This window comes from Wenyingzhuangia fucanilytica, assembly GCF_001697185.1.
GTDB classification, from domain to species: domain Bacteria; phylum Bacteroidota; class Bacteroidia; order Flavobacteriales; family Flavobacteriaceae; genus Wenyingzhuangia; species Wenyingzhuangia fucanilytica.
Genome location: NZ_CP014224.1, coordinates 606,816 through 624,755, shown reverse-complemented (window position 1 = coordinate 624,755; position 17,940 = coordinate 606,816). Strand labels below are relative to the sequence as shown.

Below are 17,940 nucleotides of genomic sequence, written 5' to 3'. Positions count from 1 at the left end.
CATAAAAAAAGGATACTGAAATCAGTATCCTTTTTTTGTGTGTAACACTTATTTAATTAAGTATTTTTTATGATAAGCAATCATATTGTCTATTGGACGTTTGATTGCTCCTGCAAAATTTAATTGATATTTTGCAGCAACTTTTTCAATAATATGAGAAAAATAGAAAGCTACTGAACCAATAAAGTAAATTGGTGTTTCTTGACCTTTTCCATAAGGCAATACTCTATAACGGAAAAATTCATCAACTCCATTTTCTATCAATCCTGTAATATAATCATGATCTTTAAAATCAAACATAAAAGCAGCATGACTTGCTAAATAGGTATTTGGAGCTTCTCCTTGATACAATTCGTGTTTGATATAATCGTCTTCTAAATTAAAATCATTTTCAAACTTAGTTCTAATTTCTTCAGGCATAATTTTGTAGTAGTAATCTCTAATCAATTGTTTACCAAAATAATTACCACTAGCTTCATCCATAATTGCCCAACCTAAAGAGGCTGTTGCAGATTTAGCTTCTTTACCATCAAAATAACAACTGTTAGAACCCGTACCTAAAATACAAACAATTGCTGGTTCTGCTTCAGAAGCTGCATACACAGCTGCTAACATATCTTCTGCCACCACAATTTCTGCATGTACAAAAATCTCTTGAAAAACCTGTTTTAGAGCAGCAATAGCTTTAGGGGTACCACAACCTGCTCCGTAAAAATATACATGAGTAACCTCATCTCTTAAAGGACCTAAGTTAATATTATCTAACACCCTTTTCTTTAAAGTTTCTTTACTTACAATAGCTGGGTTTAACCCTTCAGATCTAGTTTTAAATCTTTCTGTTTTGTCGCTATTTAATGCAATCCAATCTACTTTGGTTGACCCACCATCTGCTATTAATATCATAAAAAATTATATTTTAAAAAAGGTTAGTTTTAAGAAAGTTCAAATATACAAATTAGAGATAAAAAAAAGCTGTTTTGGAAACCCAAAACAGCTTTTAAATGATATTAAAAAAAGGAATTATTTACCTTCTTCCATTTTCTTTTTTAAATCTGCTAAACCAGCGATATCTCCAAAAGTAGATTTTTCGCTAGACTCAACCTTCTTAGCTTGAGCTTTTACGTTTTTAGCTTCAGATTCTTTAAATGTAGCAGTGTGAGAAGCTACAATTCTTCTAAATTCTTTAGAGAACTCAATTACTTTAAAAGTAGCTGTATCTCCTTTGTTGATTTTAGAACCATCTTCTTTTTCTAATAAACGTGCAGGTACAAATGCTTCAACTCCATCTTCAAAGTCTACAACAGCTCCTTTGTCGTTTTTCTCTTTAACTGTTCCTTCATGATCAGTATTTAAAGCAAACTTCGCTTCGTGAGCATCCCAAGGGTTATCTTGAGTTTGTTTGTGTCCTAAGTTTAATTTTCTGTTTTCAACATCTAATTCTAACACTTGTACATCTAATTTATCACCTACAGCAACAAAGTCAGATGGGTGCTTAATTTTCTTAGTCCAAGATAAGTCAGAAATGTAAACCAATCCATCAATACCTTCTTCTAATTCTACAAACACACCAAAGTTAGTGTAGTTACGTACAATACCATTGTGAGTAGAACCTACAGGGTATTTAGCTGTAATATCAGCCCATGGATCTGGGTGTAATTGCTTAATACCTAATGACATTTTACGCTCTTCTCTATCTAAAGTTAAGATTTGAGCTTCAACCTCATCACCTACTTTTACGAAATCTTGTGCAGAACGTAAGTGAGTAGACCAAGACATTTCAGAAACGTGGATTAATCCTTCAACTCCTTCAGCAACTTCGATGAATGCACCGTAATCAGCTAAAACAACTACTTTTCCTTTAACTTTATCACCAACAGTTAAGTTAGCATCTAAAGCATCCCAAGGGTGTTGAGACAATTGCTTTAATCCTAATTGGATTCTAGTTTTCTTGTCATCAAAGTCTAAGATTACTACGTTTAATTTTTGATCTAATTCAACTACCTCAGATGGGTGGTTGATTCTTGACCAAGATAAGTCAGTAATGTGTACTAAACCATCAACTCCTCCTAAATCTACGAATACACCGTAAGAAGTAACGTTTTTAACAATACCTTCTAATACTTGACCTTTTTCTAATCCAGAAATGATTTCTCTCTTCTGAACTTCGATATCAGCCTCGATAAGAGCTTTGTGAGATACAACAACGTTTTTAAATTCGTGGTTGATTTTTACAACTTTGAATTCCATTGTTTTGTCTACATACTGATCGTAATCTCTAATTGGCTTAACGTCAATTTGAGATCCTGGTAAGAATGCTTCAATTCCGAAAACATCAACAATCATACCTCCTCTAGTTCTACACTTAACGTATCCGTTAACTACTTCACCAGATTCTTGAGCAGCAATAACTCTATCCCAAGCTTTGATTACTCTTGCTTTTTTGTGAGACAATACTAATTGTCCTGAGTGATCTTCTCTTCTATCAACTAAAACCTCTACTTTATCTCCAACAGCTAAGTTAGGGTTGTAACGGAATTCGTTTAAAGAAATAACTCCTTCTGATTTAGAGTTAATATCGATGATCGCGTCACGGTCAGTAATACGAACTACAGTTCCTTCAATTACATCACGCTCATTTACGAAACCTACAGTTCCTTCTAATGCAGCATCAAACTCTTTTAATTGAGCTTCATCAACCTCATCAATACCTTCTTCGTATTTATGCCAGTTAAAGTTTGCTAAAAATTCTTGTGGGTTTACTTGTACAGTTTCTTGCTCTTGAGCTTCCGCTGCGTTTTGGTTTGCTTCAGACATGTGTCTAAAAATAATTTGTATCTAGCTGATAGTTATGTTTTTAGAGCGAGTAACAACAACTAAAGATGTTAAATTAAATTGTTTTTATTCCTTTTCTTAACCTAGCTCGCCAAAAAGGACTGCAAATATACAAAATATTTTTAAGTAAGCACACACAAAAACAGCTAGTTAACTATTTTTTTCTTGTAGAGATAATTTCACCTTTTTAAGCTGAAAGAAAACTCCAATTAATGATAATAGTGCTGTTAAAAAAGTAAACAGTAAACCAATAGCTACTGAAATATCTTTGTTGTAATGTAGTAAATCTGCTGCTTGATAAAACACAAATTCTCTTACCCCAATTCCTGCAAAAGAAACTATTGATAAAATTACCGAAATTAAAAACACTAATAAATAGGCAAACAAATCAGAAACCACATTAAAATTTAAGACCAAACAATACACACAAATTAATTGTAGTGTTTGCACTACTAAAGACAAGCCTAAAGTTTTAATGTAAACTTTTTTAAATGAGGGAAAAAGTTTTTGCACCAAGGCAAAAGCCATTAATGGAATTAAAATCAACAACAAAACTGCTACTCCAATCAATATAAAATTTGAAGAAATCCATCCTAAAGATTGTACAAAAGGAACTGCCAACAAAACCAATAACATTCCAATAGCAGTCAATCCTAAAAAGCGATCTATAAAAATGGCGGCAGATAATTTTTTAACATTCCAATCAAACTTTTTATGAAGCTTATAAACTTTATAAGCATCACCTCCTATTCCTCCAGGAATAAAAAAATTGTAAAACATTCCTATTAAATACAACACATGATTGCTTTTGTTAGACAAGTGATAACCTAAGGAATGAAAAAAAGTGTTTAACCTAATGGAAGAGACCCACTGAGATAAAAGTAAAAAAACACCGCTTAAAAGCAATAACAAGACATTGCTGTTTTTGATAATCTTAAATACCTCTGCAAAAGATATTTTAGTTACCACAAAGTAAAATAGGAGTACGCTCACTCCTATTTTTAATACTGTTCCTGCTATTTTTTTTACTTTATATTTTTTCAAAAGTAGTTACTTTTCTTAAGTTGTATGGTCGTTTGTCTTGAGACTCGTAATAAGTTTTCATCAACAAATCTATAATAATTCCAACGGTAAAAAACTGAATTCCCATCACGACTAACATCACTCCTAAAATCAATAATGGTCTTCCCCAAATATCTTCACCTAAAAGTTTAAGAATTAACAAATAAAAATTGATTAACATTCCTACTCCAGCAAAACTCAACCCTATATTTCCAAATAGATAAATAGGTTTTTGCAAGTATTTACGTTGAAATAAAATCAATAACAAATCATTAATCACCTTAAAAGTTCTCCCCAATCCGTATTTAGAAACTCCAAATTGACGAGCATGGTGTTTTACTGGCATTTCTGATATTCTTGCTCCATTCATAAAAGTAACCAAAGAAATAAAACGGTGCATTTCTCCATATAATTTTAATCCTTTTGCAGTTTCGGCTGTAAAAATTTTAATAGCACAACCATGATCTGTAATATGTAAACCCGTAGTTTTTCTAATGATGTAATTCGCAATTTTAGAGGGTAAAGTTCTTAAAAAATTATCCTGTCTTTTTTGACGAATCCCTGTTATCATATCCAAATCATCTTCTATCAATTTGTCTAACATCGCAGGTAAGTCCGATGGATCGTTTTGTAAATCTCCATCCATCGTAATAATATACGCTCCTTTGGCAATATCAATTCCCGCAGCAATAGCAGAACTTTGTCCGTAGTTTTTTCTAAGTTCAACCAAAATTACTTTAGGATGATTTAAATCTTTTACCTCTTTACGAGTATTGTCTGTAGAACAATCATCAACATAAATAATTTCGTAATTATATCCTTTTAAACCGTTGTCTATATTTTCTGTCAACAAGGTTACATTCCCTTCTTCATTATAAACAGGAACTACAATAGATAACAAACTTGATTTACTCATTTTTCTTTTATTTCGATTTGACAAACTTACTCATAATCCTAAAACTAAAACAAGTTGTTTGCTAAATAATAATTTTGATATTTTAATAATTATCGTTGCACCAAATATCTTTTACTCAAAGTTGATGGTCTTGAATTTGGATTTAAAAATTTCATTTTTAATCTCGTAATTCTATAGTGATCTAAAGGATAAACTTTTGACCACACTACTCCCTCTTTTTGGGTTCTTAAATAAGAAGCCTCTTCTAAATACACCCATTCTCCTTTTTTAATTTGATTCGGAATTTCATCAACTGAAACTTCTTTTAAATTTTTATGGGCATAAAAACTAACAGACCAAGCTTCTATATCTTTTCTTAAATACAAATGATTCACATCTATATTATTTTCTTTGATGATTTTACTTGCTGTAATTCCAGATTGATATTGTAACAAATTAGGATAAAACTGAGTGTTTAAACAAAAATTAATCAAAATCATAAAACCAACAGAACTCACAATTAATTTTCTAAAAGGACTTGCTTTTTCTTTGATTAAAAAGAGAATTAACAAAACAGCAATCACCACTAAACCAATAATGATAGAAATATGATGAACTGGAAATGCCCAAAAACATAAATAAATCACCAAAACTGACAATACCGAAAATAATCCTACTTGAAAATTAAACCATCTTTTTATGTATTTAACTTTTTGACTTTTTTGTAAATACCATAAAAAACCAACTACCAAAATAGACATTAACGGAATTAAACTGTTTAAGTAATGTGGTAGCTTAAATTTTGAGGTACTAATCACCAATAAAACCAGTAAAACACCAAGTGAAGTCATCAACTCAAAACTTTCGTAAGACTTAAATTTATATTTAAGAGCTCTTTTTATGTTGCTAAACATTGCTGTGTACATAATTAAAGGCCATGGTAAAAATGCCCAAAGAATAGAGTGAAAAAAGAACAAATAATCTGGACTTGTATTCCCAAATCCTGTAGCTGTGAGTCTATTAAAACTCTGATCCCATAAAATAAATTTAATTCCAGAAATGTTAGAATGGCCGTTAAATACTTTCTCTGGATGCAAATCAAACTGAATATAATAAGCATATAAAACGGGACTGATGAAAAGAAAGAAACTCGCCAACCCTACCAATACTTTCCATGAGAAAACCGACTTCCATTTATTTGCATACAACACGTGTACAAACAAAACCATTCCGCAAACAAAAACGGCCAATTGACCTTTGGTAGAAAAACCAATAGCCAATCCTAAAAAACCTAGAATCACGTTTTTAATAGTTTGCCTATCTAAATATTTCACAAAATGATACAAAGCAAAAATAGTAGCTCCAGTTAAAACTGCATCAGTTCTTACATCGTGATTAGACAAAATAATCGCTTGAGATGATAAAAAAACCAATGAAGCCATATGACCTATTTTTCTTCCATAAAAATATTTTGCCAATCTATGAGTGTACATGGCACCAATTAAGGTGAATAAAAAAGCTGGTAATCTATAAGCCCATGCAGATATTCCAAAAAGTTTAAAAGACAAAGCCGCCAACCAAAAATGCATGTGTGGCTTGTCTAAATAATCATGAGTTCCTTTATATATATGTAAAAAATCATTCTCAAGATACATCCTCATCGCCATGGTTGCATGTTGTGCAGAATCGTTTTCCATCACTGGAATAAACAAACCTGCTATATAAACAAGTAACAATAATGGATAAAGAACATAAAGATCTCTTCTTGATAAAATCATAAGGTCATAAATTTTTACTCAACTATTTTGATTGATCTTTTTCATACACTCTAGTCGTATGATTTTCGAACAAACTTTTTTGCGAAAATAATTGATTAAAGATACTTAATTCATTTATTTCATCTTTATTTCTTGTATTGGTCATTACAACACCATTAGGAAACTCCTTAAAAAAAGTTTCAATCTCTTCTACGGTATCTACAATTTTATAAGTTCTGTTAAAGTTGATTGGAAAAGCTGCATCCATTCTTTTGTATACTATTACTGGTCTATGACTAGCTATGCTTTCCTTAAATTTTTCTACAGGAGATTCTTTTGTTAATTGAGGAAAAACAAAACCAAACAACAACAAACTAAACCCTATAAATATTGATGAGATTATTTTAAAACTTATTACAAAGTTCTTTTTAATAAAACAGTAAAAAGCAACAACGACTCCTATAGGAATAAAAACCAACAACAAGGCAATCCATTTTTTTGACTCTAAAGAACTCTCTAAAGACAAACCAATATACCCTGCCACAGGTAAAGCGATTGCTATTAAAATTAAAAAAGCCCATTCAATATATTTCCCTTTAAAACTTTTAGCATTCAAAACCTCATTAAAAAACCAAGCCAACACAATTGCTATTAAAGGATAACAAGGCATGGTATAATTAGGAAGTTTAGTAGCAGAAATAGCAAAAAAGGTTACAAAAACAACAACTGCAACAGAACAAAAAAACAAGAATTTATTTTGTCCTTTTTGTTTTAAAGCCAAAAACAATGCTCTAAAAATCCATAAAGAAAACGGTAACATGCCCAACAACACAAAACCTATGGTGATTAAAAAACTACCTCCATGACCTTCCATTTTATCTTGAAACCTAGCCACATTGTGTTTTAAAAAAAATCCTTCAGTAAAAACCCCTTGTGTTTCTATATGAGCAAGATAAAACCAAGGAACGCTAATCAATAAAACCAAAATCAACCCTAAAAAAGGTTTAAATGATAAAATTTGTTTAAAAGTAAATTGTTTTACCAAAATTAAATGTACAAAAGCTACCAAAGTCGGTAGAGCAATGGCTACAGGTCCTTTAGTTAAAACACCAAAACCCATAGAAAAATACAGCAACCAAAGTATTTTAACGTTTTTTGAAATAAAAAAATCTATGTAACAAAAAAAGATCAAACTCATCCAAAAAATTAGATATGGATCTGGAACTGCCAAATGAAATTCTTGAATAAAATAAAACGAAGACAATAATATCCAAAAAGTGATTTTTGCAATTTTATCCCCTAAATGTTTTTGGGTAAAAATAAAAGTCATCAAAATAGTTAATGTTCCAAACAATGCAGAAAATAACCTTGCTCCAAAGGCATTTACACCAAACAATTTATACCCTATCATCATAAAAAAATAATGAAAAGGAGGTTTATCTGTTCTTATAACATCATTAAAAGTAGGCCTAAAAACATTTCCATATTGCAACATTTCTCTTGCTGCTTCGCTATTTTTTGCTTCATCTAAAATGTAAATAATAGAACTTCCGCTACCAAAAAGACACAAAACAAAAGCAAGTAAAAACATCCACCATAATGGATTTTTAAGATCAAAAAACTTCATTAATTTTCTGGGGTTGGAATAAATTCTATCCAATTTTTACGCATTGGAGTAAACCTTATTTTCATGTTGTACCATTTCTTTTTACGAGAATTCTTTATCAATACAATGGCTACATATGCAGATGAAACTCCTACGATTGCTCCCGCAAAAACATCCATAAAAAAATGTTGTACCAAATACATTCTAGAAATTCCTATAAGCGTAGCAATCAAACACAAACCAATGGCAGGAAGTGTTTTTTTAATCTTTAAAGAAAAATAAGTCGCTATTAAAAATGCATAAGCCGTATGACCAGATGGAAAAGAATCTCTTTTATTTACTCTTACCCCTTCTACAAAGTTTATTTGAGACAAAATTCCTTTGGCTTCAAACATTAAATATGGCCTAGGAAAACCATCAAAAATAAGATGCTTACAAAGGATCACAATTGTAGATTCAATTAAAAAAGCCAAAACAAAAAAGTATAAAAACTTTAATTTATATCTTAACACAATAGCTAAAAAAAAGAAAATACTCATGGTATTTCCTATAGAGCTTAGGCTAGTAAAAAATCTATCTAAAAATAAAGTATGATGTTTATTAATCAGTAAAACCACCTCTCCTTTGGCGTAAGCAAAAAAGAATAAAGACAATACTATTAAAACTAAAAACGGTAATAAAACCTTATGATTAATCTTCATAACTATACAGTGATTAAATCACAAAGTTAGTTTGAAGATAAGCCGATGAAGTTAAGCTAGTTTTAACAAAACCTTAATTCCCTGCTTGAGCAACTCCTTGCTGTAACCAATCTAAATATTCTTCAGCATCAGGTGTATATCCTACAGGACTACCAACATCTTCTCCTTTAGAATTTAAAATCACATAATAAGGTTGCGCATTGGTTTTGTATCTCTTTTCTTGAAATTCTGACCATTTTTGACCAATATATCTATACGGTTTACCTGTAACTGGAGATATTTCTTCTGTGGGTAATTTCTGACGATCATCTACATACAAAGAAATCAACACTACTTTATTTTGCAAAACATCTAAAACTGCAGGAACTGTCCAAACATTTTGTTCCATCTTTCTACAATTTACACAAGCCCTACCTGTAAAATCTAACAACACAGGTTTGTTTACTTTTTGAGCATAGGCCAAACCTTTTTCGTAATCGTTAAAAGTTAAAATATTATAGGGAGCTAAAATATGAGCTCCATCTGGTAAATCTTGATGCGTATTAATTGATGATGATGTTGCATTTAAAACTCCATTTGGAGATTCACTATATTCCAACGGAGGCACAAATGCCCCAATCAATTTTACAGGCGCTCCAAACAATCCTGGAATCATATATACCACAAATGTAAAACTCAATATAGCCAACATCAATCGAGTTACAGACACTTGTTCAACAGGCTGATAATCGTGAGGTAAACGTATTTTTCCTAACAAATAAATCCCTAAGAATAAGAAAATAACAATCCAAATAGCAATAAATATTTCTCTTTCTAACCAATGTGCTTGTAACACCAAATCTGCATTTGATAAAAATTTAAACGCTAAGGCCAATTCTAAAAAACCTAAAACTACTTTTACCGTATTTAGCCATCCACCAGATTTTGGCAAAGAATTTAACCATCCTGGAAAAACTGCAAATAAAGTAAATGGAATTGCTATGGCTAAAGAAAATCCTAGCATAGAAATAATAGGAGCGACTCCTCCTTGCGATGCAGATTGCACTAATGCAGTACCCACAATTGGCCCAGTACAAGAAAAGGAAACCACTGCCAAAGCCAAAGCCATAAAAAAGATTCCAATCAACCCACCTCTATCTGCTTTTTCATCTAATTTAGTCCCCCAAGAACTTGGTAAAACCAATTCATAAGCCCCTAAAAATGACAAGGCAAAAAAGACTAAAATCGCAAAAAAGGCTATATTAAAAGTTACACTTGTAGACAATTTATTTAGAGAATCTGCTCCAAAAACTCCAACCACAAAAGTTCCTAGTAAAACATAAATTACCACAATGCTTATTCCGTAAATAATTGCATTTTTAATTCCAACAGCTCTGTTTTTACTTTGTTTGGTAAAAAAGCTCACCGTCATAGGAATCATTGGAAAAACACATGGAGTTAACAAAGCGGTTAAACCTGCTAAAAAGCTCAAAATAAATAAGGTCCAATAACTTTTATCTTTGTTATCATCAATACTTGTTACACTTGTGTTTTTGGTTGTAACTTTAGTTAAATCATAAGTTAAACTCACCTCTTTTGGAGGTAAACACATTTCATCATTACAAACCATATACTCTACAGAAGCTTCTACTGAGGACAAATCTGTAACTGTTATTTCTTGTTTAAAAACAGCTTTATCTCCAAAGTATTTAATTGGCATATTAAAAATAGGATCATCTACCTCAACACCATCTTCTTCTTTTGTATCTCCAACAGTTTTTATGTTTTCTGGATAATAAAAAGTAGTAGGTATTGGGCCACCATCACCAATATTTTGACTGTATAAATGCCAACCTTTTTCAATAGTTGCCGTGCTGACCAAAACCAAATTACCTTTGTCTGTTTTTTCTACAGAAGTAGTCCATGAAACAGGGTTGTGAATTTGAGCATTAACAGAAAAAAAAGCAAAAAGAATAGCTATTTTAAGGAGATGTAATGAAATTTTCATGAAAATAATTTAATACTAAGACGAATACTTTTTATAAACTTTACAGGCTATCTACAACAATTGTTCCAACAATAGTTTGATGTTTCCATAGGTGTTCTCCAAACATTTTTTAGAATCTTGAACCGATTTAAAAACAACTTTGGTAATTCCTTCTTCTACTTGCGGAACCAAATCAAAATCTTTTAAATTAGTATGCATAGCAAACCAATAAGTAACTTTCATCACCAAAACACCTTTGTGTTCAAAAACATGATAAGTAGTTTCTAGTTCTTTATCAATCTTTAGCTCAGTAACATTGCACTCCTCCTCTACTTCTCTAACCGCTGCAATTTCTTTAGACTCCCCATTTTCTATATGTCCTTTGGGTAAATCCCAGGTATCAAATCTATAAATCCATAAAATTTCATCATGTGTATTTTTTACTACACCACCTGCTGCGCTTCGAACTTGAAAATTTAATAGAAAATTGCACCAATCATTTTCCAAATTGTCACAAATAACATTTATTTTCGCAGCAAGATTCTTTTGAATCTGTTGATACATATTTAAGAAATCAAGTTCTTGATATTTTACAGAAAAAAAACCTGCTAATTCATTGTTTTTTTCTGTAAAAAAAACTGGAACTTCATTGATAAAAACTTTATACATTTGCACTATGATTTTTAACAAAGATACAGCAAATAATACCGCAGAACAGCTTTTAAAAATAAAAGCAATTAAATTACAACCTTCTAATCCATTTACATGGGCATCGGGTTGGAAATCACCAATATATTGCGATAATAGAATTACGCTTTCTTATCCTATGATAAGAAATTTTCTAAAAACCAATATGGCAAAAGCTATTGAAGAACAATATGGTAAACCAGATGTAATTGCTGGTGTTGCTACTGGAGCTATTGCTATTGGTGTTTTGGTTGCTCAAGAACTAGGAATTCCTTTTGTATATGTTAGACCAGAGCCTAAAAAGCATGGTAGAATGAATCAAATTGAAGGATATCTTGAAAAAGGTTCTAATGTTGTAGTTGTTGAGGATTTAATTAGCACAGGTAAAAGTAGTTTATTAGCTGTTGAAGCTTTAAAGGAAGCTGGTGTAAACATTAAAGGAATGATGGCTATTTTTACTTATGGTTTTCCTATTGCAGATAAAAACTTTGAAGCAGCAAATGTTAGCTTAACTACCTTAAGCAACTATCAAGTTTTAATAGAACAAGCTGTTAAAAACAACTATATTACTGCTAATGAATTGGCAATGATACAAACTTGGAGAAAAGCTCCAGACAAATGGACTAACGAAGAAGATTAATAAAATCAACATATCAAAAAGCATCTTAATTATTTTAAGATGCTTTTTTTAGCTTCAATAATTATATTTGTACTTCAAAATAATATCAAAATGAAATTAGAAACGCCATTAGTAACCATATTTAAATCAAACCAAGAAACTTTTGATTTTTTAACAGATTTAAACAACTTTGAAAAATTGATGCCAGACAATAAAGAAAAGTTTGAGGTAGATGGTGACTCTTTTATTTTTGGTTTAACAGGAATGCCAGAAATTAGATTGATATTAAAAGAAAAAACAGCCCCTAATAAAATAGTTTTAGGAGCAGCTTCTAGCAAATTAGATTTTACTTTAACAATTGAGTTAAAAGCTATTTCGGAAAACAGCACCTCTGCTCAATTATTTTTTAATGGTAATTTTAACCCTATGATGGCTATGATGGTTAAAAAACCGTTAACCAATTTTATTAACGCATTAAGCAATAATTTGCAAAACATTTAAAGGAGTTTAATTTCTTTAACTGCGTAACTATAAATTTGCTCATCTTCTTTTTCTAATTGCAAGAGACCTTCATCGGTAACATCAACAATTTTACCCATAAAAGGTTTTTCATCTCCATCCATAAACATGGTTGGAGTATTGATTTTGTACAAACTATTTAAATAATCTTGCTTTATTTTTTCTAAATTATTGATGATATAATCAACATACATCACTTTTTTTAATGCCAAAATTATTTTTTCTAGCAATATTTCTTTATCAAAAACAACTCCTTTTATATTGGCTAAAGAGTTAGCCTTAGTTAAATGCGAAGGAAATTGAAGTTGATTTACATTTAACCCAACACCTATAAAACAGGCATCAACTTGCTGTTGCCTTAATTGATTTTCTACTAATATTCCCGAAATCTTGTCGTTATATGACATTATGTCGTTAGGCCACTTTACCTTTATTTTAGAGGTACCGCCTAAAACATTTACAATTACTTCTTTTATTTTTACTGCCGATAAAAAACTGATATAGGGAATTAAATTTACAGGTAAGCCCTTTAATTCCACATAAACTGTAAACAATAAGTTTTTTCCTTTTTCCGAATGCCACACAGTATTCATCTGTCCTTTCCCTGCCAATTGCTCATCGGCCACCACAACAGTAAAGTTTTCTAATTCCGATTTTTTTGCCAAATCTTTCAAAAATTGACTTGTAGAGTCGATGGCATTAAGTTTGATTATATTCACAAATAAATTATAATTATATTAGTGTAAGTTATCACTTAAAAAACGATAACTTTGCAGCAAAACTAAAGATTTTTTAATGTCTAAAAAACACGTAAGTACTGATCAACTAATTAGTACCATTTTAAAAGGAATTGACGAGGTAAAAGGAGAGAACATCCAATTGATAGATTTACGCGAAATAGATAACACAGTATGTGACTATTTTGTAGTAGCATCGGGTACTTCTAACACCCATGTTAGTGCCATATCAGGGTCAATTCAAAAAATAGTCGGAAAAGAAGCTCAAGAAAAACCTTTTCACGTAGAAGGAGAATCACAAGCCAATTGGATATTATTAGACTATATTCATGTTGTAGTACATGTTTTCCAAAAACCAGTTAGAGAACTTTATGATATTGAAGGGTTATGGGGTGATGCTAAAATCACTAAGATTTCATAATCAAAAAAGCATACAAAAAACAAAATGAACAAAGAGCCAAAAAACCAACCTAAACCCAATCCTAATGGGTTTAAGCCAAAATTTAATTCTTATTGGATTTACGCAGCTATTATTGCCGTAATTATATCTTTTAACTTTTTTGGAAACAATATCACCAATACAGATATTTCTAGAAATAAATTTGAAGATTTATTACGCTCTAACAGTATTGAAAACATCCTAATTGTTAATAACGATTATGCCGAAATTCATTTAACAGAAGAAGCTCAAAAAGAATTTACTTCTCAAAGCAAAGACGAATCTTTGCCGTGGGTAAATGCAAAACCTGTATTGACTTATAATTTTGGTAGTTTAGAAAATTTTGAAAATGTTATTAAGGAAAATAAAGAGAAGTACAACTTGTCTATTGACCTTAAAAACGTAAACAAAACAGACCTTTTTGATTCTATCTTAGGATTTTTACCATTCATCTTAATCTTAGGATTATGGATCTTCTTTATGAGAAGAATGTCTGGTGGAGCTGCTGGCGGAGGTGCTGGTGGTCAAATTTTTAGCATCGGAAAATCTAAAGCAAAGCTATTTGATGAAAATCAAAAAGTAAAAGTATCTTTTAAAGATGTTGCTGGTTTAGAAGGAGCTAAAGAAGAAGTTCAAGAAATTGTAGACTTTTTAAAGAGTCCAGAAAAATACACAAACCTTGGTGGTAAAATTCCTAAAGGAGCTTTATTAGTAGGGCCTCCAGGTACAGGTAAAACTTTATTAGCAAAAGCTGTTGCTGGTGAAGCTGGTGTTCCTTTTTTCTCTTTATCAGGTTCTGATTTTGTGGAGATGTTTGTTGGAGTTGGAGCTTCTAGAGTAAGAGATTTATTTAAACAAGCTGCTCAAAAATCTCCTTCTATTATTTTTATCGATGAAATTGACGCCATTGGTAGAGCTAGAGGAAAAAACAATATGACAGGTGGTAACGATGAACGTGAAAATACATTAAACCAATTGTTAACCGAAATGGACGGTTTTGGTACCGATGTAAATGTTATTGTTATTGCTGCTACTAACCGTGCAGATGTATTAGATAAAGCTTTAATGCGTGCAGGTAGATTTGATAGACAAATTTATGTTGACTTACCAGATTTAAATGAGCGTAACGCTATTTTTAAAGTACACTTAAAACCTTTAAAATTAGGAAACGATGTTAAGGTTGATTTCTTAGCACAACAAACACCTGGTTTTTCTGGAGCAGATATTGCAAACCTTTGTAACGAAGCTGCTTTAATGGCTGCTCGTAAAGGAAAAGAAGCTATTGAAAACGAAGACTTTTTAGATTCTGTAGATAGAATTGTAGGAGGTTTAGAAAAGAAAAATAAAATTATTTCTGCTAAAGAAAAGAAAACTATTGCTTTCCACGAAGCAGGACATGCTACTGCTAGCTGGATGTTGGAGCACGCTGCACCATTGGTAAAAGTAACCATTGTTCCTAGAGGTCAATCTTTGGGTGCTGCTTGGTATTTACCAGAAGAAAGAATGATTGTTCAAACAGAACAAATGTTAGATGAAATGTGTGCTACTTTAGCGGGTAGAGCTGCAGAAAAAATTATTTTTGATAGAATTTCTACTGGTGCTTTAAGCGACTTAGAAAAAGTTACCAAACAAGCTAGAGCCATGGTAAGTATTTATGGTTTAAGCGAAAAGGTTGGAAACTTAACTTATTACGATTCAAGTGGTCAAGAATATGGGTTTACAAAACCTTATAGTGAAAATACTGCTCAGTTAATTGACGAAGAAATTAGTCTTTTAATTGAACAACAATATCAAAGAGCCATCCAAATCTTAACAGAGAACAAAGACAAATTAACCGAGTTAGCTGAACGATTGTTAGAAAAAGAAGTTATCTTTAAAGACGATTTAATTAAGATTTTTGGACAAAGAGCTTTTTTATCTGAAAGTGAAGTCTTAGAAAAAAAACTTAAAGACCAAGAAGAAACAACAGAAGAAAACAATTCTGAGGTTAAAAGCTAAACCTCAGTAAAGCAAGAATTTATTTATATGGGTTTATTTGATAAACTTTTTAAAAATTCAAAATCTAAACCATCATCTAAAGACAAAAAAATCAACGAACATCCCGTTGTTTTGTCTTTAGATGATTTGTTTGTACATAACTTTATCAATAAAGGAGGAAAATTTCTATACTGTATTTCAGAAAATGAAGCTTTAGAAATTTTTATCCGAATATTAAAAGAAAATGACTGGGATCAAGTTTCTTGTATTACCCCCAAATTAATAGAGTTCTCAAACAAAACTAAAACCCCAATCTCTACCTCTAACTATAATAGCCCCTTTTTCACTACTTGTGAACACCTTGTAGCTGATTCAGGAAACATTATGTTATCCTCTAATCAAATTAGCGAAATGAGATTGGCCGAGTTGAACAATAATTTTATTGTTATGGCTACCACAAGTCAAATTGTAAAAAACATGGGAGAAGGTTTAACAGGAATTAAAACCAACTGTAAACATAAAATTCCAACCAATATTTGTGATATTAGAAACTATGGTAATGACGAAAAAAAGGAAACTTTTATGAACTATGGTCTTTCTAACTGCAAAAACACCTACCTTATCTTAATAGAAGATTTATAATATTTAATTTATGTTGCAAAGAGCTTTTTCAGGAATCATTTTTGTTACCATATTAGTGTTTGCAACACTATATAGTAGTATTACCTTTTATATATTGTTTTTCTTTTTCATGTTAGTAGCTATTCATGAATTTCAAAAACTAAGCAACTATAAAACCCCATTTTTTAATATTCTTGGAATCTTTTCGTTTTTATTATCTGCTGGAAGTATTACTATTTTAAAAGAACATTTTAACCTTAGCAACTACATTTCCGTTACCGAAATAAATGCTGCTTTTATATATGTTTTACTATTTTTGGCTTTTTTAATTGTACTTTTTAAAAGAGTAAACAAATCGCCTTTTATGGATTTAGGGATTGTATTTTTAACTTATTTATACGCCATCCTTCCTTTTACCATTATAATAGCCATACCATTTTGTAATGCCACAAACACATACGAGGGAACTACATTTTTAGGATGTATCATTTTAGTATGGTCTACAGATACTTTTGCTTATTTAACAGGAAAAAGTATTGGTAAAACAAAATTATTCGAAAGAATATCACCTAACAAAACTGTTGAAGGTTCTGTTGGGGGACTTCTTTTTACATTAATTACTGCTAGTATTTTATCTATATATTTTACTCAATTTTCTTTACTACAATGGCTTGGGCTAAGTTTGGTCATAAGCATTTTTGGTAGTCTTGGAGACTTGGTAGAATCTATGTTTAAACGCGCAGCAAACATTAAAGATAGCGGGAATTTAATTCCTGGTCATGGAGGTGTCTTAGATCGTTTTGATAGCTTGGTTTTTGCCTCTCCATTTATATACTTTTACTTACAACTAATTTCATAAACTATGTTTCACAAAGAAGGAAAAACCATCATTTTAGCGACCTTAATCTTAGCATTAATTGGTACAGACTTAACTTATTTTTTATTAGAAGATTTGCCTTGGTTGCAATATATCATCTATGCTGTTTTATTATTCTTTGTGGTAATTGTGTTACAGTTTTTTAGAAATCCTAAAAGAGTTACAAATGTTTCTGAAAACCATGTGGTAGCTCCAGTTGATGGCAAGGTTGTTGTTATAGAAGAGGTATATGAACCTGAATACTTTAAAGATAAAAGGTTACAGGTTTCTATTTTTATGAGCCCATTAAATGTACACGTTACAAGATATGGTTTAAGCGGATTGGTAAAATTTAGCAAATATCATCCAGGAAAATTTTTGGTAGCTTGGCACCCTAAAGCTTCTGAAGAAAATGAGCGCACAACTGTTGTGATAGAAAACACTACTTTTGGAGAAGTTTTATATAGACAAATTGCTGGAGCTTTGGCAAAAAGAATTGTAAACTATGCTGTTGAAGGAACAGAGGTATTACAAGGTACTGACGCTGGGTTTATTAAATTTGGTTCAAGAGTAGACTTGTTTTTACCTTTAAATTCTAAAATTAATGTATCTTTAAATCAAACGGTAAAAGGTGCAGAAGATGTAATTGCATCTTTATAATTTTTT

The 17,940-nt window shown here is 31.1% G+C and carries 17 protein-coding genes; 7 read left to right on the top strand and 10 right to left on the bottom strand.

Annotated elements, in window-relative coordinates; genetic code table 11:
- Positions 1 to 48: 48 nt before the first annotated feature.
- The 9 genes from AXE80_RS02750 to AXE80_RS02710 form a co-directional block, all read right to left on the bottom strand.
- On the bottom strand, positions 49 to 903 hold the full coding sequence (locus AXE80_RS02750) for an N-acetylglucosamine kinase (RefSeq protein WP_068824371.1): 855 nt from the start codon (positions 901 to 903) through the stop codon (positions 49 to 51).
- Between the two features lie 117 nt (positions 904 to 1,020).
- On the bottom strand, positions 1,021 to 2,814 hold the full coding sequence (rpsA, locus tag AXE80_RS02745; RefSeq protein ID WP_068824370.1) for a 30S ribosomal protein S1: 1,794 nt from the start codon (positions 2,812 to 2,814) through the stop codon (positions 1,021 to 1,023).
- 168 nt (positions 2,815 to 2,982) lie between these two features.
- The gene (locus AXE80_RS02740) at positions 2,983 to 3,876 is read right to left on the bottom strand and encodes a lysylphosphatidylglycerol synthase transmembrane domain-containing protein (RefSeq protein WP_083194484.1); all 894 of its coding nucleotides are present in this window, start codon (positions 3,874 to 3,876) and stop codon (positions 2,983 to 2,985) included.
- The gene (locus AXE80_RS02735; protein WP_068824369.1) at positions 3,863 to 4,810 is read right to left on the bottom strand and encodes a glycosyltransferase family 2 protein; all 948 of its coding nucleotides are present in this window, start codon (positions 4,808 to 4,810) and stop codon (positions 3,863 to 3,865) included. The genes AXE80_RS02740 and AXE80_RS02735 overlap by 14 nt, the downstream gene beginning before the upstream one ends.
- 89 nt (positions 4,811 to 4,899) lie before the next feature.
- The gene (locus AXE80_RS02730; protein ID WP_083194482.1) at positions 4,900 to 6,567 is read right to left on the bottom strand and encodes an ArnT family glycosyltransferase; all 1,668 of its coding nucleotides are present in this window, start codon (positions 6,565 to 6,567) and stop codon (positions 4,900 to 4,902) included.
- A 22-nt stretch (positions 6,568 to 6,589) separates the two neighbouring features.
- A complete protein-coding gene (locus tag AXE80_RS02725; protein WP_068824368.1) occupies positions 6,590 to 8,173 on the bottom strand; it encodes an ArnT family glycosyltransferase in 1,584 nt (527 codons plus the stop codon).
- Positions 8,173 to 8,853 (bottom strand): phosphatase PAP2 family protein, encoded by a 681-nt coding sequence (locus AXE80_RS02720; protein WP_068824367.1) that lies wholly within the window; start codon positions 8,851 to 8,853, stop codon positions 8,173 to 8,175. Before AXE80_RS02720 ends, AXE80_RS02725 begins: the two co-directional genes overlap by 1 nt.
- Positions 8,854 to 8,926: 73 nt before the next feature.
- Complete coding sequence (locus AXE80_RS02715) at positions 8,927 to 10,840, bottom strand: protein-disulfide reductase DsbD family protein (RefSeq protein ID WP_068824366.1); 1,914 nt, start codon at positions 10,838 to 10,840, stop codon at positions 8,927 to 8,929.
- Between the two features lie 51 nt (positions 10,841 to 10,891).
- Positions 10,892 to 11,488 (bottom strand): NUDIX hydrolase, encoded by a 597-nt coding sequence (locus AXE80_RS02710; RefSeq protein WP_157359328.1) that lies wholly within the window; start codon positions 11,486 to 11,488, stop codon positions 10,892 to 10,894.
- Positions 11,489 to 11,495: 7 nt separating this feature from the next.
- On the opposite strand from AXE80_RS02710, the gene pyrE reads away from it, so the two are divergent.
- Complete coding sequence (gene pyrE / locus AXE80_RS02705; protein ID WP_068824365.1) at positions 11,496 to 12,146, top strand: orotate phosphoribosyltransferase; 651 nt, start codon at positions 11,496 to 11,498, stop codon at positions 12,144 to 12,146.
- A 90-nt stretch (positions 12,147 to 12,236) separates the two neighbouring features.
- Positions 12,237 to 12,626: an orotate phosphoribosyltransferase gene (locus AXE80_RS02700; protein ID WP_068824364.1), complete on the top strand. Its 390-nt coding sequence runs from the start codon at positions 12,237 to 12,239 to the stop codon at positions 12,624 to 12,626.
- Here the strand turns inward: AXE80_RS02700 and AXE80_RS02695 are convergent.
- Positions 12,623 to 13,363 carry a biotin--[acetyl-CoA-carboxylase] ligase gene (locus AXE80_RS02695; protein WP_068824363.1) on the bottom strand — a complete coding sequence of 247 codons (741 nt, stop codon included), beginning with the start codon at positions 13,361 to 13,363 and terminating at the stop codon, positions 12,623 to 12,625. The two genes, AXE80_RS02700 and AXE80_RS02695, sit on opposite strands and share 4 nt — an antisense overlap.
- Positions 13,364 to 13,439: 76 nt before the next feature.
- Between AXE80_RS02695 and rsfS the strand changes: the two genes are divergently transcribed.
- Genes rsfS through AXE80_RS02670 form a run of 5 tightly spaced genes read left to right on the top strand, consistent with a single transcriptional unit; the run spans position 13,440 to position 17,934 of the window.
- On the top strand, positions 13,440 to 13,802 hold the full coding sequence (rsfS, locus tag AXE80_RS02690) for a ribosome silencing factor (RefSeq protein WP_068824362.1): 363 nt from the start codon (positions 13,440 to 13,442) through the stop codon (positions 13,800 to 13,802).
- A 24-nt stretch (positions 13,803 to 13,826) separates the two neighbouring features.
- The gene (gene ftsH, locus AXE80_RS02685) at positions 13,827 to 15,818 is read left to right on the top strand and encodes an ATP-dependent zinc metalloprotease FtsH (RefSeq protein ID WP_068824361.1); all 1,992 of its coding nucleotides are present in this window, start codon (positions 13,827 to 13,829) and stop codon (positions 15,816 to 15,818) included.
- A gap of 27 nt (positions 15,819 to 15,845) precedes the next feature.
- Positions 15,846 to 16,439, top strand: coding sequence for an LUD domain-containing protein (locus tag AXE80_RS02680; RefSeq protein ID WP_068824360.1), 594 nt, complete (start codon positions 15,846 to 15,848; stop codon positions 16,437 to 16,439).
- Positions 16,440 to 16,449: 10 nt separating this feature from the next.
- A complete protein-coding gene (locus tag AXE80_RS02675; protein ID WP_068824359.1) occupies positions 16,450 to 17,277 on the top strand; it encodes a phosphatidate cytidylyltransferase in 828 nt (275 codons plus the stop codon).
- A 3-nt stretch (positions 17,278 to 17,280) separates the two neighbouring features.
- A complete protein-coding gene (locus AXE80_RS02670) occupies positions 17,281 to 17,934 on the top strand; it encodes a phosphatidylserine decarboxylase family protein (RefSeq protein WP_068824358.1) in 654 nt (217 codons plus the stop codon).
- Positions 17,935 to 17,940 lie beyond the last annotated feature (6 nt).

Bases quoted from the DNA above. Each gene is read 5' to 3' on its own strand.
- AXE80_RS02750 (WP_068824371.1), bottom strand. From the start codon at position 903: ATGATATTAATAGCAGATGGTGGGTCAACCAAAGTAGATTGGATTGCA.
- rpsA (WP_068824370.1), bottom strand. From the start codon at position 2,814: ATGTCTGAAGCAAACCAAAACGCAGCGGAAGCTCAAGAGCAAGAAACT.
- AXE80_RS02735 (WP_068824369.1), bottom strand. From the start codon at position 4,810: ATGAGTAAATCAAGTTTGTTATCTATTGTAGTTCCTGTTTATAATGAA.
- AXE80_RS02730 (WP_083194482.1), bottom strand. From the start codon at position 6,567: ATGATTTTATCAAGAAGAGATCTTTATGTTCTTTATCCATTATTGTTA.
- AXE80_RS02725 (WP_068824368.1), bottom strand. From the start codon at position 8,173: ATGAAGTTTTTTGATCTTAAAAATCCATTATGGTGGATGTTTTTACTT.
- AXE80_RS02720 (WP_068824367.1), bottom strand. From the start codon at position 8,853: ATGAAGATTAATCATAAGGTTTTATTACCGTTTTTAGTTTTAATAGTA.
- AXE80_RS02715 (WP_068824366.1), bottom strand. From the start codon at position 10,840: ATGAAAATTTCATTACATCTCCTTAAAATAGCTATTCTTTTTGCTTTT.
- AXE80_RS02710 (WP_157359328.1), bottom strand. From the start codon at position 11,488: ATGTATAAAGTTTTTATCAATGAAGTTCCAGTTTTTTTTACAGAAAAA.
- pyrE (WP_068824365.1), top strand. From the start codon at position 11,496: ATGATTTTTAACAAAGATACAGCAAATAATACCGCAGAACAGCTTTTA.
- AXE80_RS02700 (WP_068824364.1), top strand. From the start codon at position 12,237: ATGAAATTAGAAACGCCATTAGTAACCATATTTAAATCAAACCAAGAA.
- rsfS (WP_068824362.1), top strand. From the start codon at position 13,440: ATGTCTAAAAAACACGTAAGTACTGATCAACTAATTAGTACCATTTTA.
- ftsH (WP_068824361.1), top strand. From the start codon at position 13,827: ATGAACAAAGAGCCAAAAAACCAACCTAAACCCAATCCTAATGGGTTT.
- AXE80_RS02680 (WP_068824360.1), top strand. From the start codon at position 15,846: ATGGGTTTATTTGATAAACTTTTTAAAAATTCAAAATCTAAACCATCA.
- AXE80_RS02675 (WP_068824359.1), top strand. From the start codon at position 16,450: ATGTTGCAAAGAGCTTTTTCAGGAATCATTTTTGTTACCATATTAGTG.
- AXE80_RS02670 (WP_068824358.1), top strand. From the start codon at position 17,281: ATGTTTCACAAAGAAGGAAAAACCATCATTTTAGCGACCTTAATCTTA.